General features: G+C 32.6%; 15 protein-coding genes, 1 tRNA gene and 1 pseudogene. 6 read left to right on the top strand and 11 right to left on the bottom strand.

What is annotated here, in order from left to right; all coding sequences use genetic code 11:
• Positions 1-604: 604 nt before the first annotated feature.
• From ACQH2P_RS01405 to ACQH2P_RS01380, 6 genes are all read right to left on the bottom strand, one after another.
• Positions 605-1,927 (bottom strand): IS5 family transposase, encoded by a 1,323-nt coding sequence (locus ACQH2P_RS01405; RefSeq protein ID WP_425362593.1) that lies wholly within the window; start codon positions 1,925-1,927, stop codon positions 605-607.
• A gap of 334 nt (positions 1,928-2,261) precedes the next feature.
• Positions 2,262-2,336 (bottom strand) — tRNA-Ala (locus tag ACQH2P_RS01400).
• A 77-nt stretch (positions 2,337-2,413) separates the two neighbouring features.
• Entirely contained in the window at positions 2,414-2,617 is a 204-nt protein-coding gene (locus ACQH2P_RS01395) for a hypothetical protein (RefSeq protein WP_425362707.1), read from the bottom strand.
• A gap of 120 nt (positions 2,618-2,737) precedes the next feature.
• Complete coding sequence (locus tag ACQH2P_RS01390; protein ID WP_425362706.1) at positions 2,738-3,001, bottom strand: hypothetical protein; 264 nt, start codon at positions 2,999-3,001, stop codon at positions 2,738-2,740.
• Between the two features lie 1,319 nt (positions 3,002-4,320).
• A complete protein-coding gene (locus tag ACQH2P_RS01385; protein WP_425362705.1) occupies positions 4,321-4,743 on the bottom strand; it encodes a type II toxin-antitoxin system VapC family toxin in 423 nt (140 codons plus the stop codon).
• Positions 4,743-4,997, bottom strand: coding sequence for a type II toxin-antitoxin system Phd/YefM family antitoxin (locus ACQH2P_RS01380; protein ID WP_425362704.1), 255 nt, complete (start codon positions 4,995-4,997; stop codon positions 4,743-4,745). The genes ACQH2P_RS01385 and ACQH2P_RS01380 overlap by 1 nt, the downstream gene beginning before the upstream one ends.
• A 206-nt stretch (positions 4,998-5,203) precedes the next feature.
• Between ACQH2P_RS01380 and ACQH2P_RS01375 the strand changes: the two are divergent.
• Positions 5,204-5,960 (top strand): annotated as a pseudogene (locus ACQH2P_RS01375) (IS5 family transposase).
• Positions 5,961-6,311: 351 nt separating this feature from the next.
• On the opposite strand, the gene ACQH2P_RS01370 reads toward ACQH2P_RS01375, so the two are convergent.
• The 4 genes from ACQH2P_RS01370 to ACQH2P_RS01355 all read right to left on the bottom strand — a co-directional run bounded on the left by ACQH2P_RS01370 (position 6,312) and on the right by ACQH2P_RS01355 (position 9,942).
• Positions 6,312-7,976 carry a phospholipase D-like domain-containing protein gene (locus tag ACQH2P_RS01370; RefSeq protein WP_425362703.1) on the bottom strand — a complete coding sequence of 555 codons (1,665 nt, stop codon included), beginning with the start codon at positions 7,974-7,976 and terminating at the stop codon, positions 6,312-6,314.
• A 37-nt stretch (positions 7,977-8,013) separates the two neighbouring features.
• The gene (gene dusB, locus ACQH2P_RS01365) at positions 8,014-8,985 is read right to left on the bottom strand and encodes a tRNA dihydrouridine synthase DusB (RefSeq protein WP_425362702.1); all 972 of its coding nucleotides are present in this window, start codon (positions 8,983-8,985) and stop codon (positions 8,014-8,016) included.
• 246 nt (positions 8,986-9,231) lie between these two features.
• Positions 9,232-9,552, bottom strand: a complete 321-nt coding sequence (locus tag ACQH2P_RS01360) for a hypothetical protein (RefSeq protein ID WP_425362701.1) — start codon at positions 9,550-9,552, stop codon at positions 9,232-9,234.
• 249 nt (positions 9,553-9,801) lie between these two features.
• A complete protein-coding gene (locus ACQH2P_RS01355; protein ID WP_425362700.1) occupies positions 9,802-9,942 on the bottom strand; it encodes a hypothetical protein in 141 nt (46 codons plus the stop codon).
• Between the two features lie 46 nt (positions 9,943-9,988).
• Here ACQH2P_RS01355 and ybeY point away from each other — a divergent pair, with 46 nt between their 5' ends.
• The 5 genes from ybeY (at position 9,989) to ACQH2P_RS01330 (ending at position 14,793) form a co-directional block, all read left to right on the top strand.
• Positions 9,989-10,486: an rRNA maturation RNase YbeY gene (ybeY, locus tag ACQH2P_RS01350; protein WP_425362699.1), complete on the top strand. Its 498-nt coding sequence runs from the start codon at positions 9,989-9,991 to the stop codon at positions 10,484-10,486.
• 61 nt (positions 10,487-10,547) lie between these two features.
• Complete coding sequence (locus tag ACQH2P_RS01345) at positions 10,548-11,414, top strand: hemolysin family protein (protein ID WP_425364076.1); 867 nt, start codon at positions 10,548-10,550, stop codon at positions 11,412-11,414.
• Positions 11,411-13,045 carry an ABC-F family ATP-binding cassette domain-containing protein gene (locus ACQH2P_RS01340; protein ID WP_425362698.1) on the top strand — a complete coding sequence of 545 codons (1,635 nt, stop codon included), beginning with the start codon at positions 11,411-11,413 and terminating at the stop codon, positions 13,043-13,045. Before ACQH2P_RS01345 ends, ACQH2P_RS01340 begins: the two co-directional genes overlap by 4 nt.
• Positions 13,046-13,471: 426 nt before the next feature.
• Positions 13,472-14,179, top strand: coding sequence for a M48 family metallopeptidase (locus ACQH2P_RS01335; RefSeq protein ID WP_425362697.1), 708 nt, complete (start codon positions 13,472-13,474; stop codon positions 14,177-14,179).
• Between the two features lie 200 nt (positions 14,180-14,379).
• Positions 14,380-14,793, top strand: coding sequence for a helix-turn-helix domain-containing protein (locus ACQH2P_RS01330; protein ID WP_425362696.1), 414 nt, complete (start codon positions 14,380-14,382; stop codon positions 14,791-14,793).
• 600 nt (positions 14,794-15,393) lie between these two features.
• On the opposite strand, the gene ACQH2P_RS01325 is transcribed toward ACQH2P_RS01330, so the two are convergent.
• Positions 15,394-16,194: a hypothetical protein gene (locus ACQH2P_RS01325; protein WP_425362695.1), complete on the bottom strand. Its 801-nt coding sequence runs from the start codon at positions 16,192-16,194 to the stop codon at positions 15,394-15,396.
• Between the last annotated feature and the right edge of the window lie 4 nt (positions 16,195-16,198).

The following is a 16,198-nucleotide window of genomic DNA, read 5'->3' as shown; positions in this document are numbered from 1 at the left end:
TATTCTGAACAAAATCCGCAATTATGTCGAGGCTCTAGAAGCCGTGGGAATGAGAGGTTACTCAAGGATATTTAGAAGAATGCAGAAACCATTATGGCACTCGATGCCGAATATATGACCGCTTCCTTTGTGGCTCTATTTTTTATTTTCTTTATTGACAAATTCACTCGTCCATATATGACAACTTACAATCGTTATGTTCTTTATCACCTAATCCTATGAGCATAACTATAGAAATAGTTTGCAAGAATTAATTTATAAGAATGAGAATTAAAATGAGGAAGTATTTAAAAGTGGTATTTTGGCAACTTGAATTATATTTTTAGTAATTAAAGCTAGGACAGGCAATTATTTTTAAAATGGTAAGACTCAATTTTAAGTTGATTCAGTACATTATCGATGATAGAAATAATTAGTCTCCCCGTCAAAAGTGCAAAAAATTCAAAAATTAGCACCTTAGCAAAAAATTTTTGTATAAAATTTTAGAGTTTAATTGTTCTGATGTAATTTTTTGATATAAAAAGATGATTTTTAGAAAATTTTTGCATGACGTTTTGTTAACGATTTTGTAATCGTTTGATTAATTTTCTTTATTTGCTAATTTTTATGTAGAAAAATTTGTTTTGAGCAGGTGATTAGCAATACACCGTAAGTTCAATCCTACAGCGGAAATTAACGGATTTATTATATCTCCTATTACTCCTTTTAAGTAATTTCTGCCAACTCTACCATAATGCTTAAGGTGTCCTATTATCGGCTCTATAGCACTTCTTCTCTTGATCATTGCCTTATCATCTGAGGATAGCTTCTTCTTGCAATATGGGCTATACACCTTGTCTTTTTCTTTAAAATTATTCCCCTTATAGCCTAAATCAACAAATGTCCTGGCTATTCCCACTCCTGTTAATTTCTTTACAACCTCTACAGTCTGCGATAATGTATGACCATCATATGGATTGCCATGAAATGATTTGGCCGCTAATACAAAATTACCTCGACCACTTACTGCTATCGAAACCTTGTTACCAAACTCATAGGGTTTGTTTAATTTCCCTTTACCTATGCACTCTACCTCCGGTGCGTGAAAACTATATAATACTTTATTATCCTCCTTATATCGCTCTTTCTCTGCTTTACTCAGTATAGATTGTGCCTGAATCTTTTTAATCTTATTTAGTATTTCTTGCTGCTTTAATGACAAACTTAACTTTGTTTTTGCTATTTCTCGCTGACATATTCTTATTAAACGACCCAGCAATATCTTTAAATGTTGCATTACCTTCTTACGTTTTTTGGCTTTACTATTATCCTTATATTTCCATAATTTTACTATGTCTTTTTTATATTGCTTGGCATATGTCTCATGTAACTTAATGCCTAAAGTATGACATAACTTTACTAGCTCTATTCTTGCCTTATCCATCAAATACACATCATGAGGATACTTAATATTCTTAATTTGTACTGTAGTATCAACGATTATCGATGCTAAGTCTTTTTTTTTAAGCACTCCGACTTTGCAACCAATTCTTGTTAATTCTTTTAATATCTCATTATATCCTTCTTCCCCTAATATAGCACGAAACCTTCGTATACTAGCTTCTGATATCTCAGCATCTTTCTGCAAATATTCCCAACCACAAAAATATTGCCAATATACGTTCTCTCTCAGCTCTTCTTCAGCTGCAGCATCTGACAGGTTATACATCGCTTGCAGCATAGTTACTCCAAGTAATAACCTGTGACATCTGCGATTCCTACCAAATTTCTTGATATTAACATTTGTCAATAACCATTCCTCTAAAACAGTCCAATTTATTAACGATCTTAATTTATATAACTTGTTATTAGGGTTTAATTCTTCGGTCAATTTATAACCAAAAAGCTGTCCTTGTTTTTGGGATTTTATTATATCTTCTATCGGCATAATTCATACAATCCATAAGGTTTCTGCCAATATTATAGCATTTTCTTATGGATTATCTAGATATTTTTACCCGCTAACCATATTATATATTATCCTTCTAGACTTTTGACGGGGAGACTCATTAACTATTATTTGCTGTGTATTTCAATAAATGAAGTGCTAAAAAATACTAATTTTGTGTGTGCATGAGATGTGTTTTTTTGCAAAAATAACCTATGAAATTATTGTAAATTGACAGATAATGCAATTTCCTATACTATTAAAACTTGACCTAATTAACTGGAGGAAATGCTATGAGTATCGGGCTTTTAATGGAAATATCACTAATAGGTCTTGGTGGAGACGAAGGGAATCGAACCCCCGACCCTCTGCGTGCAAAGCAGATGCTCTACCCCTGAGCTACATCCCCAAATCGCCAATGCACAGGTAGTTTATATACCTTTTCACACGTAAGGTCAACAACCTTATTGCAAATTTTATCTCAAGTTAAATTTTTGCTCTACCCCAAGGTAATGCTTTGCCATCAGAGCCAATTACTAAATCTCCTGAAACGTCGTATTCTGCTGCCAAAAAAGAAGATTTGCCGGATATAAACTTTACTGGTTTAATTTTTTGTCCATGATAAAAATACTCTTTAGCCTGTTCCCTAGAGGTTGGGTTATTTTTAGATGCTGTTTTAGCTTTTGACATATTATGTAATCACCTCAAATATTTTTCTATATATATAATCTAAATCATAAAATATCTCACCTTTAATATTTGTCAAGGAAAAGCTGTAACATATATCAGGGCAGTTTAAAAGTCGCAACTTTAAGTTGTCATAACCTTAAATAGTTTGTTTCTATAATTATTAAAGATTTCTCTTGTTTCAGTAATTTTGTTTGCAAACAGTGAAATTATAGAGATAGTTATTGCCCGGAGTAATGACATTACCAATGGTGCCTTTCCTGTACTTATAGCTGACTTGTCTTCCTCAAAAACTTTATCTTTTACCCAATTTAGATTATTCTCACACGACCAATGATTTCTATTAAGCTTTAGCAATATAGTGAAACCAGGTGTATTAGGTGACAAGAATATAGTAATAAATTTCTAAAGATTTAGCGATATTTTCTTCTATTTATATCACCTAATTCAATAGGTTTCACTATAGAACAAGTTGGAAATTTGGTAAACCAGATATTAATATTTTATTTTTAGTAATGGTAATTGGTAAAATGTCGGTGCCAATATTCTGGAAGCTTTAAGGTGGTACCTTTTGTCTAGACAAAAATTTAGATAATTTGAGATATAATTCTCAAAAATTGACTCTATAGTTCGTATAATACCTTATGGGGATTTTTCGCACAGATCATACCGATGAGCCAATAAGACTATAAATACAGATAATCCTTTGCAACTAGAACATCTGGTGGCTTAAATAAACTCTAACTTTTCTCGGTTAAAAATATTTAATCTTTGACAATCCTACCTCATTATATTTATATTTTGGACTAAATGATTTCCATACACTTAATGGGTTATAAAGTATAGGTTCAGTAGGAACTATAATGGTTCCCGCTACAACCCCATAATACGGTTGATATCAATAGCAGTTTTTTTTCATCGTTTAATAGAGTTGATGAATATTTTAAATGTGTATTATGGGAGAGGGAAGGGCTAAAAGAGAAAATGTTGCAAGCACTTTCCAATTAATAAAATGTACCAACTATCCTTAGAGTAAATTATTTAAGGGTAGTGGGTACATTGAAAATGTAATTATCTTTTTGCTCTAGAAGCAAAAATTAATGATACGCAATACAATATTAAAAAATATTCAGATTAAAGATAAACAAATTAGGAATAATTAAATAAACAACTATTAATTTTGGAGGATGAATATTATGACTAAACTTATTGGACTTTCTAAATTTGATATACTTCTTGAAAAATTACAAGCTGGTGAAAAATTGACCAAAATAGAGCTTGAAAACCATGGAATTGGTACTAGTTGTAAATTGTAATGAGCTTTTGACCCTTTTGGAGCAAAAATTGTAATAAGAATTGACCCTAAGCCTAATCGCACTGTAACCCAGATAAAATATGGCTTTCGGAGTTCTAATTTTTAATTTTCAAGGGGTCAATTTTTATTACAATAGAGGTGAGCGTTCACGGTTTTTCAATTTCGCTCTAAAATTTTAATTTTTAGATGTAGTTTTTATAGCATATACACCTTTTAATTGTAAACTTTTCAAGTAATAGTAGATTTTTCTATAAAGAATTTGTGCTAAAAATATCATAAATCATGGTAAACTGAAAAACCGTGAACGCTCACCAATAGAGGGTCAAAAGCTCATTACAATTTACATAATGACATTTTCAGTTGTATACTCTCTAACCGCCATGTTCACAAATCACTCCGATGTATCTAAAAAAATCTCTACTCCATTTATCCGACAAGCATTTATTAAATCATTATCTTTAGTAGCAATACTTAATCCTTCGTGCATAGCCAATAATAAGTAATTTGCGTCATATGAGGTCAGTTTATGACTACGTGCGGTATTTATAATCTCAGACATAGAAAATGACAAATCAGAAGTGTATATTGCTAAAGAACCTAACAAATCTATAAACCTAGTTGAATCAGCAGTCTTTAATCTACCACGTTTTTCAGCCATAAGCAAAACGTTAATTACTTCAAGTATCCAAAGTGGTGGTACCAAAGCCTTGGATTGAGCAAGAGAGTTAAGAACTATTTCGGAATAACTATCAAATTCATCTTCAAAACACCATGACATAGCAACGGAGCAATCCAATATAAAAGACTTAGTCATTATTTTCTTCCTGCTGTTATTAATTCTTTGAGAGATAAACCAGCAAGTTTTTTTCCTTGACGGAATTCAGCAAGACTGTTTATTGTTTCTTCAATATTGAATCTTTGTTGGGAAGGAATAGGCATAAGAATTGCAATTGGTGCATTATGTTTAAAAATAGTGAATTTCTCCCCATCTTTTACTCTTTTAAGAAGATTAGAAAAATGTGTTTTTGCTTCAAAGGCACTAATTTGGTTAGAAAGCTTTTCTTTCATAATATTTGCTGATTAAATTAAATATAAACTAGTATTAGACTAGTTTATATTTATATCTGACAATGTCAATATTATTTTTGGTGCAAGTTTGCCAGGGCAGTTTAAAAGTCACAACTAATGATATAAAATACTAGGGCGTGTCATCAAATGAGTTGACATAGTGATATAAATCATTAAGTTTATAAAAAACTAAAGGGAAAGTTGAAATGCGTCGGTATGCTTTAAGAGATGAACAATGGGAAAGGATATACTACCTGGAAAAGAAGGAGATGTAGGAGTAACAGCTAAGGACAATCGTCTTTTTGTAGAGGCGGTACTATACAGATATAGAGCAGGAATAGCTTGGAGAGATTTGCCTGAGAGATTTGGGGATTTTAGGGCAATTCATACCAGACATACAAGATGGAGTCAAAAAGGAGTTTGGCAGAAGGTATTTGAGTTACTTGCAGCTGATGCAGACAATGAGTATGCGATGATCGATTCTACAATAGTGCGTGTACATCAACATAGTGCTGGTGCTAAAAAGAAGTCATAACAACTGATCAAGCTATTGGTCGTAGCAAGGGTGGTTTGTCGACTAAAATACATGCAACTGTCGATGGGCTTGGTAACCCGACTGGCTTTCATTTAACAGCAGGACAAGTACATGATTTGCAAGGGAGTGATGCACTAATGGAAAAACTAACACAAGGATTTCATGTACTTGCAGATAAGGCTTATGATGCATATGAGCGGGTAAGGAACAGGCTAAAAGAAAAAGGTTGTGTGGCTGTAATTCCATCAAGGAAGAATCGCAAAATTCCAATAGAATTGGATACAGAGCTTTATAAGGCACGGCACTTAATTGAAAATTTTTTTGCTAAGCTTAAACAATATAGGGCGATTGCAACACGCTATGATAAAACGGCTCAAAACTTTTTGGGGGCGATTCATCTTGCTGCTTCTGTAATTTTGTTGAATTGATGACACGCCCTAGGCTGTGTAAAGGTTTCTACTGAGTCCAAATAAGAACTCCTGCAAAATGCAAAAAAGATAAAAAAACAGAAGCCGTTTTATCAAATCTTGAGAAAAGTAATTCTAAAGTTTGCTATTAATAGCATCAATTAACTCAAATTCTTTAATTTTAAGTAATAACTAACATATACTTATCTACAAAATCTGTGGATAAGTATATGTATAATATATGGGTATTACGTGAATAACTTTTTTTGCCATTTCTTATGAGTTTTTAAACATAACAAATCTAAAAATGTAAAAATAGAGCTTACACAGAATAAAGGATTGACTCGTACCCATCTTTTATTTGCTAAAGATTCATTTTCTCAATTTAGCAGAATATTGCCACATAGGATTCCAATAACTCTTAATTAATGATTTAGCTGCCTCTCTACTATCTATAATTATACCAAATTGTTGTAGTGATGATGGGAAAAAATTATGACTGCCAAAGTAAAATATTTTATCATCTACCATCCAAAATTTATTATGATTTCTTATATGTTTATTAGCTATATTATTATAACTCATATAAGCAAGATGTAAATGTTGGTTTAATTTTTTTGTTGCTGCTTTCCTATCAACTTTATACTCTGATATTATAGTCTGTAATATGTAATTATATAAATATTGTAAATTTACATAGGCTGAATCAGTCATGGTTAAATTACTAGTAATTATCTGTGTATCTACTGAATTATAATATATAGCATAGGCTATTGCTTGTATGATATTGCCATTTATCGTATCAAGTGGCGGTAACATCTTATGTTTTAATGGATTATTTAGAAGCCCTCTCATAAAAAATGCTTGTTGACTAATTTTAATAGAACTCGTAGCATTTTTTAGAGCGAATACTCTTGCTAATTCTGATTGATCAGCATCATTACCTATCCCAACACCATTATTAAGTTTACTTACAAACATTGCCTGAACATTTAAATCATTTAAATGTCGTAGTGAATTATTATTGAACTCCGTATCTACCTTAAAAAGGTGTGCACATTTCTTTGAAATAGCACCATCCTTATATGTGTAACAACGATTGACATCTAAACCAGGATTGTGACGAACATAGTCCCATAATATATTAGCATAAATTGTTGCACCACTGGCAACAGCTCCAAATATTTTAAGATTTGAATCATTGGCTGGTCTTGCTTCTAGATAATCGTCACCCCATAAATTCTCTCCACCAGTAATTAATATATTTTTATCCACAACAATAACTTTTCCATGATTCCAGGCAAAATCAAGGACGATATCATGTTGAACATCTTCATTACCACAATTAGATCTAAACATACATGATCTAACACTAGTAACAGATACAACTAATTTGTTCTTAGTAGGTAAATTAGCAGTAATATTGCGTAAATAATCCTTGATGAACATGCTAGGTGTCTCATGATATGTTCCATAAAGTAAGCGTACCATTATAGGATGAGGGGAGTTAATAGTCTTATATCCAAGTGTTGTAATAGCATTTCTTAACATTGAAGTAAATGCTCCTGTACTCAGGGATGTCTTACCAAGAGTTACAATATCTATAGAACTTTCAGCCTTAATAATTGTACTATAAATATTTTCTAAAATATCATGGGCATTTGTTAAACATAATTTTCTATCATCCAAAGTAAACTCAGCCCTTTTACAAATACTAACCCCAAGACAATCTGATTGAGCATGGCATGTTGGCACAAAAAATTGCTTATCTATTATATTATCACCAACTGGCGTAAATCCTTGATTATATTTTTCAACAGATGTTCCCCAAATATTGGGTGTTTGTAACAACCAGTGGTTTGGCACAAAATAATTAGTAGAAGGTTTATTATAAGTAATATTATTATATTGAGGGAATGTTGTTAATAAATGTTTATATATATCATCAATTGATATTGGTTGTGCTACTGTTACTTGAGCTGTAAACAATAATAATTTAATAGTTAATATTAACCGATATTTATATTTAATATACATTCCCATATAGCTAACCAGTTAATGTTCTAATACAAGGTTAAAAACATTTTTCATAAAATTCAGTGATCTTGTTTTTAACCTTAACTGGATCAATCATCATATTAATCGCACCTCTAAATTCCGCTGAATTTGCTAAACCACCACTATACCAACCTATATGTTTTCTAGCTAGCTGAACGCCAGTATCGTTTCCGTAATATTCTAACATGGCATCATAATGACTTAGTATCACCTCTAGCTGCTCTGTCATTGAAGGCGAGGGAAGCTCTTCTCCTGTTTCAAGATAATGGGCTATTTGAGAAATAAACCATGGTCTACCATATACTCCCCGACCAACCATTATACCATCAGCACCGGATTTTTGTAAGCACTCCTTAGCTTTAGATAATGAGGTAATATCTCCATTAGCGATAACTGGAATCTTTACCGCATCCTTAACCTGCCTTATAAACTCCCAATCTGCTTGACCAGAATAAAACTGGCACCTTGTTCTACCATGAATGGTGATCATTTGGATGCCAGCATCATAGGCTATTTTTGCCAAATTTGGTGCATTCTTAGTATTCTCATCCCAGCCAGTACGCATTTTTAAAGTTACTGGGATTTTTACCGCTTTTACCGTAGTCTCTAAAATTTTTGCCGCTAATTTCTCATCTCGCATTAAAGCCGAACCAGAATAGCCACCTACTACTTTTTTAGCTGGACAACCAAAATTTAAATCAATAATCTTTGCCCCCATATCCTCATTCATTTTAGCCGATTCTGCTATTATATCAGGTTCGCATCCAGCAATCTGTACACATGAGCCAGTAGCATCGTCTTGAATGATTGCACATCTTTGCAAAGATTGCCTTGTTTCAATAATCATTGCCCTACTTGCTACCATTTCAGAGATTACCAGACCTGCACCAAATTTTCGCACTAATTTTCTAAATGGTAGGTCAGTAACCCCAGACATTGGAGCTAATATCACCGAATGAGGTAGCTGAATATTACCTATTTTTATCATCAACTTATTTTAATTAGTTAAATCAGAGATTATAGCTGAATAAAAAATTCTTTGTACTAAATCATGGTAGTTTAAAAGACGCAATTAATGACATAAAATACTAGGTTATAGAAACTAATAACCGTCATTGCGAGACCACGTAGTGATCGTGGCAATCCAGGTAACAGCTTGCTGTTTTATTTTTGCCGTTACAATTTTTTGGATTGCTTCGTCGGCTCATGCCTCCTCGCAATGACGTTTGGGAACTTATACTAAGTCCGTAAATTGTACGTCATCAGCACCACCTAAAGTAACATGCGTTTTGTTTGATACTTCATGGGTATAATAATAATTATTATAGTTAAATTCTAAGTGACCATTATGCATAAAATGACAACCTGTGATAGGGTGAGCAGGATTAGCGTCAAAGGTTACAATAAACTGATTATTATTTATTGATAAGGTTATTCCTTCCCATGCTGTCGTAGGAGCATCATTAATAATATCATTGCCTGCGGTACACTTTATTTTTACTTCAAATTGTGAACCCTTATCAGGTTGGATAATATTGTTAAGATATGTTATCATAATAGTAGCTACCTTACATTAACCCACTACATTAATTGTAGTAGATTTCATTTTTTATGCAAGCCATTTATTATGTTTTCTAAAAGTTTTGCCTAAAAATTCTTACATAATTCGTAAAGCAAAAAATTAATAAAAAGTAGTGCAAATTTACTATAAAACTATATAATTAAAGCTATTTAAATCAACTGAAAAAGCCATATTTGGTCAATCTATAGCTAACCCGGCTAGTATTTAGCCGAATAATGTTTGTCATCCCTGTGCGGGATATAGATTCCCGCCTACGCGGGAATGACAACTTACAACGAAGCAGTCCTGTTTTGTGTCATACCTGCGGAAGCAGGTATCTAGATTCCCGCCTACGCGGGAATGACATCTTTTTGTTTGAAACAAATGGACAAATACTAATCTGGTCAGTCCCATCCAAAAAGGTTATATTATGAAAATCGATGTAGAAATTATTCGAACCTATCAAGATTGGAAAAATCATAAATTTATCAATAAACTATTAGTGAAGAAGGTTGTGTGTGCTATACTAAGTAAATATAAGAATTTTAAAGGAGTGGCAAGGTTTGAGCTAGCGATATTACTAACTGATAATAATGAAATGTTAAATTTGAATAGCCAATTTTGTGGTAAGGGGAAAGCTACAAATGTGCTATCATTTCCTGATATAGAATTAGATTTTCGGCATTTACTTGAATTTACTCCTAACTTAGATTATATGTATTTAGGAGACATAGCTTTTGGCTATGAAATAATTCAGAGCGAAGCTATAAGTCAAAATAAAAACTTTGGAGATCATTTTATACATCTTTTGGTACATAGTATTTTGCATTTACTTGGTTTTGATCACCAAGATGATGAGGAAGCAACTATTATGGAAAATTTAGAAGTAGAAATATTAAAGGATTTTGCTATTATTTCTCCATATTAACTAATTATTTCTAGGTTATGTGAAAAAAGAAGATCTTCCCTCTATTAACTCTAAAAAGGCTATGCTTAAAAACCCTTCAAAATTTGACATTCTTAAATCTTGGTTCTCTCGTCTGTTTTCCAAAGAAAAGATAGAGGATAATTTTTATTATACTATTAAAAAGCTAAAATCTAACAGTAAGAAAATGACGTTAGAAGAACAAAAGATTTTCATGAACCTTTTGAAATTTGGTCATAAAACTGTAGAAGATGTAATGATCCCTAGATCTGACATTAAGGCAGTAAAATTAACCACTAGCATAGAGGAGTTAAGCCAAATGCTTAATAGCAAAATACCTCATACTAGAACGTTGGTTTATGATGAAACGTTGGATAATATAGTTGGTTTTGTTCATATAAAGGATTTGTTTAAGATACTTGTTACTAAGCAAAATTTGCCGTTAAAAAGAATAATTCGTAAACCTATCATTTCTGCCCCTTCAATGAAATTGATAGATTTATTAGCAAAGATGCGAAGAGATCGTGTGCAGATATCTATAGTTGTTGACGAATATGGAGGAACTGATGGCATTGTAACCATTGAAGATATTATGGAAGAGATAGTTGGTAGAATAGATGATGAGCATGATAAAAAATCGGATAATGATAATTTCAAAATTATCAATAATAATACCATTTTATCGAATGCCAGGGTAAAGGTTGAGGAGCTTGAATTAGCTCTTGGTGTGAAATTAAAAACAGAAAATGATGAATTCGATACAATTGGTGGTCTAGTCTTAGCAAAAGTAGGTAATGTGCCTTCGGTTGGTACTAAAATTGATATTGAAGAACAGGTCGAACTTGAAGTGATTGATGCATGTCCGAGATCACTTAAACAGGTTAAGTTACGATTAAAAAATGGCACATTATTACCTAATTATACTTTATGATTATTACAACTAATTTAGCCATGAGTTATGGTGCAAAAATATTATTTACCGACGTAAATGTTCATATCAGAAATGGTAATAGATATGGACTTGTTGGAGCAAATGGTGCTGGTAAATCCACTTTTTTTAAAGTTCTAATTAAAGAAGAGGAATCAAGCATTGGTGAAGTTAATATACTCAAGAAGGCTCGTATTGGTTGCTTGAAACAAGATCAGTTTCTTTATGAAAATACTTCAATTATTAATACTGTTATTGCTGGTAGAAGTGAATTATGGCAAGCTCTGCAAGAAAAGGAAAAAATACTAGAGAATGAGCAATGTGATGAGCAAAGCGGTTATCGGTTAGGTGAGTTGGAACAAATTATCGCTGATAACGATGGATATATCTCGGAAATTTTTGCCATTGAGTTGCTACTGGGTCTAGGGATACAGGAAAAATATCATCATCAACCATTATCCGTTTTATCCGGTGGATATAAACTTAGAGTATTACTAGCACAAAGTTTATTCAATAATCCTGATATATTACTACTTGATGAACCGACAAACCATCTTGATATAGTTTCGATTTATTGGCTGGAAAATTATCTAAAGCAAAAATTCAGAGGTGCTTTAGTATTTATTTCACACGATCTGGCTTTTCTTAATAATATTTCTACCCATATTCTTGATATAGATTATGGTACCATCAAAACTTATACTGGTAATTATGATATTTTTATTCGTGATAAACAGCTAGTTGCCGACCAAAAGCTTAAGGATCTTACTAATATAGAGAAGAAAATTGCTACTATGCAGGTTTTTGTTGATAAATTCCGGGCTTCAGCTAGTAGAGCTAAGCAAAGTAGCTCAAGGGAAAAGCAAATAGAGAAAATGGAACTACCTGATATACAAAAAAGTTCACGTATTAGTCCATATTTTAATTTTAAGCAAAAAAGACCATCTGGAAAATTAGTATTACAAGTTAAGGGCGTTTCTAAAAATTATGAAAATAAAAAAATATTAAATAATGTAAGTTTTACCGTAACACGAGGGGAAAAAATTGTTATTATTGGTCCAAATGGTATTGGTAAATCCACTTTACTAAAAATTCTTCTTGGTAAAATATCCTCAGATTTGGGAAGTTATGAATGGGGATATGAAACTCAAATTTCTTATTTTGCTCAGGATCATCATGAATTATTAAATGAAAATATCAACGTTATTGATTGGTTATCCAACCAAATACCTACTGAGAATGATAATACTCTGCGTAGTATATTAGGTCAGTTATTATTCCGTAAAGATGAAGCAAACAAGAATATTTTAAATTTGAGTGGAGGAGAAGGAGCACGTTTATTATTAGCCAAAATTATCTTGGAAGAAGGTAACATATTAGTTTTAGATGAGCCAACCAATCACTTAGATATTGAATCTAAGCATATGCTAAAAAATGCACTAATTAACTACCCAGGTACTTTGATATTGGTAACTCATGATAGAGACTTTGCTAGCAGTATAGCCACAAGGATTATTGCACTATCACATCAAACTATTACTGACTTTAAAGGTAAGTATCAGGAATATTTGGCTAAATATAGTAATGATTATTTGGATAGTAATTGGGTATTGACAAATAAAGGAACAAAATAACAAAGCTGTCATCCTGCTTCGTACACCACAACTGTCGAAAGTTAGAAGGTAGAGCGGGTTTAGAGGTCATCATGGCAGTTTAAAAGTTGCAGGAAAATAACTGGCGTCATTGCGAGGAGGCGTGAGCCGACGAAGCAATCCATTTTTGTGTTAACCTTGCGAAAGCAGGGATATAGATTCCCGCCTACGCGGGAATGACAAGGGAGTGCGGGAATGACAACTTATAATTGCTTCGTTGACCTACGGTCTTCTCGCAATGACGTTGATCACATACAACTTTTAAAGTACACTATCTAAAACCGTTTCCTCTTCTAACTTTCAACAGTTGTGCTTCGTACACCTTGCAATGAACTATTACCCACATCTTTTTTAAGTGTTATATACTCCTCTGATTGTCAATAACATAAATAATATTAGATCTTAAATATGAATAATCAGCAGCAATTAATACCAAATTTTATTACTTTAAATAAGCTCGGTCATGATATTGACATTCCAATAAGATGTAGTAATAAAGCTAAACGCATTGCCATTAGAATAAATTACAAAGGAGCTGAATTAGTTCTGCCTAATAAAAATTTTAATGCAGGATATAAATTTCTATTAGAAAAAGAATCTTGGATAAGACGGAAATTGCCAGATATTTCAAAACAAGATCCCATAGATAATAATACCATAACAATCTTTGACAGAATATACTCATTACTACATATTGATGCGGATTATAATAAAGTGCAAATAGAAGAGGATATTATTCAGATATATTCTCCACCTTTTCAACATAAGAGTACCTTAATACGATTCTTGCAAGACAGATTGTTACTAGAAGCAATGAGCCTGGCTACTCTTCTGAGTAAAGAACATAATATAAACTTTAGTAAAATAAAAATTACGAATAATAAGAACAAATGGGGTAGTTGCTCCAGTAAGACTGTGCTTACTTTTAATTGGCGGCTTATTTTTGCTCCAAAAAAAATATTAAAATACTTAGTGGTGCATGAAATATGTCATATAATGGAAATGAATCACAGTAAATATTTTTGGCATTTAGTGGCAAGAGTCTATCCGGATTATAAGTTGGCTAGATTATGGCTTAAGGAAAATGGCAATAAATTGCATCAATATTTACAATAGATTTTACCAGACTAATCTTTGCTCCGTTCCCATTGAGCGTTAAGTAAAGCCTATCTTATCATATAGGAACATTATGAAGATTGTTGATCTTTAAGCACAATTGTTTAGGAGGCAAATAAATCAATTATTATTTGTTTACTTTTTGATGGAGATACCTTAATATTTAGAGACATTAATTTTTATAAACAAAGTGTTATCTTATGGTGAACTTACAGACCAAACTTAACTCGTTAATGGTTCAAAAAAATATCAATGCTGTAGAGATAGAGAAGAAAACTGGAATAAGTAGAAATACTGTTTATAGCATTTTGTATGGTAGCTCAAAAAATCCTAGTGCTAGTAATTTACAACTAATTGCTAAAGCCTTAGATGTTAATTTGGAAGCTCTTATTGTTGATAGTGAAATAAATCTTGGGGTGTTGACTGTTGATCAGATGAAAATCTTTAGCAAAGCCACTAGTTTAACCATTAATATGTTAATTGAAAGAAATTTAAACTTTTCATTTGCCAATCTTACAAGTCTAATAAAAGAAGTATATGAATATGCTCTAAAGAAGCAGTCTGTTGATAATACATTTATAGATTGGATGATTGAGAAATATCATAAGCCTTAATTTTGTTTGAATACGATCTATACACTCAAATGATTTGAAGAATGGGGGCAATAAACAAGGGGTGAGCGAGCGAAGCTATAGTAGCCTACATTAAATTGTCATTCCCGCGTAGGTGGGAATCTCTAGATACTGTTGTAAGTTGTCATTCCCGCGTAGGCGGGAATCTAAGATACCTGCTTTCGCAGGTATGACATTAAACTTAAGCAGGTATGACACAAACTGGAATTGCTTTGTCGGCTCGAGTCCATAGTACCTACATTTTTTATTCTATCGTAAAAATAGCAAAAAATTATAAGGATATTATGCTACACAAGCGTCATTGCGAGGAGTGTGTAAGCACGACGAAGCAATCCACTTCTGGTCTTTTGGATTGCTTCGTCGCCTAAAGTGGCTCCTCGCAATGACAGTTAGAGATCGGTTTTTTTCTTAAATTGATACATTATGTCGAATTACACTTTCACTACAAAATAAAAAATGTAGGGTACTATGGCTCGAGCCTTTTTGCAATGACGAAGATAATCGCATAGCAAAAGGGAAAGCTATGCGACTATTGCTGCTTTTTAAACTATATCATATCCCTAAAGAGCTATTTTTTGCTTGCTAACATACCGAAGCTTCACAATCAACCCCAATGATTTCCACATCGCTAGGGTTAGTAATAGTAAAATCTACTTCACCTGGATGATCAGAAAGACATATATTTAAACTTAAACTATCGCAATTCGAGGCTACTATATGACCAGGGGTATCTTCTTTTACATCACACCCTCGCGTTTTTCCGTATGCAGGTGTAAGTCCTGGCTTAATGCTACCAGGTTTATAATCCACGTTAAATGTAGGGTGAATTATTGTTCCATTGCTAGCCTTAAACTCTTCGCAACTAAACTGACCCCCTGTACTAAAGTCGGGTATTTCAAAAGATTTTTTTTTACCGCCTGGAAAATCCCAACATCTCTCTTGAATTACTCCAGGACAACTTGATTCATCTTGCCCAAATAAATTAGGTAATTCTGATCCTTCTAATTCAAATTCTTTATTATTCTCAATGGTAGTTATTTGGGGGATATTATTCTCGTTATTCCAAAGCCATGACGTAGGAAAAAAATCTATAAATCGCTTTGCTAAATCACTCCAAGAAGATGTTTTAGAGAAAAAATCTTTAGGAAGTTCTGCTATAGAAACGTTTCCAGGATATACTGTAGAAACGTCTCCATATACTACAGGAACATCTTTATAACCTTCTTCAAGCCATGTCGAAATAAGGGCTGAATTATTTGGGGAATTACTAGTACTGTTATTAATACCAATTAATTTATTGCCTGTATTGTTTTCAATTGGGCTAGCAGAAAAAAATGCTACCGTATAAGCAGTCAGACCACAGAATATAGAACTGATTTTCATAATT

This window comes from Candidatus Tisiphia endosymbiont of Hybos culiciformis (assembly GCF_964030975.1).
Lineage (GTDB): Bacteria > Pseudomonadota > Alphaproteobacteria > Rickettsiales > Rickettsiaceae > Tisiphia.
This window is presented reverse-complemented; position numbering and strand designations above follow the sequence as displayed.

What these genes read in the sequence shown, in the direction of transcription:
- ACQH2P_RS01405 (WP_425362593.1), bottom strand. Translation starts at nt 1,927, where the DNA reads ATGCCGATAGAAGATATAATAAAATCCCAAAAACAAGGACAGCTTTTT.
- ACQH2P_RS01395 (WP_425362707.1), bottom strand. Translation starts at nt 2,617, where the DNA reads ATGTCAAAAGCTAAAACAGCATCTAAAAATAACCCAACCTCTAGGGAA.
- ACQH2P_RS01385 (WP_425362705.1), bottom strand. Translation starts at nt 4,743, where the DNA reads ATGACTAAGTCTTTTATATTGGATTGCTCCGTTGCTATGTCATGGTGT.
- ACQH2P_RS01380 (WP_425362704.1), bottom strand. Translation starts at nt 4,997, where the DNA reads ATGAAAGAAAAGCTTTCTAACCAAATTAGTGCCTTTGAAGCAAAAACA.
- ACQH2P_RS01370 (WP_425362703.1), bottom strand. Translation starts at nt 7,976, where the DNA reads ATGTATATTAAATATAAATATCGGTTAATATTAACTATTAAATTATTA.
- dusB (WP_425362702.1), bottom strand. Translation starts at nt 8,985, where the DNA reads ATGATAAAAATAGGTAATATTCAGCTACCTCATTCGGTGATATTAGCT.
- ACQH2P_RS01360 (WP_425362701.1), bottom strand. Translation starts at nt 9,552, where the DNA reads ATGATAACATATCTTAACAATATTATCCAACCTGATAAGGGTTCACAA.
- ybeY (WP_425362699.1), top strand. Translation starts at nt 9,989, where the DNA reads ATGAAAATCGATGTAGAAATTATTCGAACCTATCAAGATTGGAAAAAT.
- ACQH2P_RS01345 (WP_425364076.1), top strand. Translation starts at nt 10,548, where the DNA reads ATGCTTAAAAACCCTTCAAAATTTGACATTCTTAAATCTTGGTTCTCT.
- ACQH2P_RS01340 (WP_425362698.1), top strand. Translation starts at nt 11,411, where the DNA reads ATGATTATTACAACTAATTTAGCCATGAGTTATGGTGCAAAAATATTA.
- ACQH2P_RS01335 (WP_425362697.1), top strand. Translation starts at nt 13,472, where the DNA reads ATGAATAATCAGCAGCAATTAATACCAAATTTTATTACTTTAAATAAG.
- ACQH2P_RS01330 (WP_425362696.1), top strand. Translation starts at nt 14,380, where the DNA reads ATGGTGAACTTACAGACCAAACTTAACTCGTTAATGGTTCAAAAAAAT.
- ACQH2P_RS01325 (WP_425362695.1), bottom strand. Translation starts at nt 16,194, where the DNA reads ATGAAAATCAGTTCTATATTCTGTGGTCTGACTGCTTATACGGTAGCA.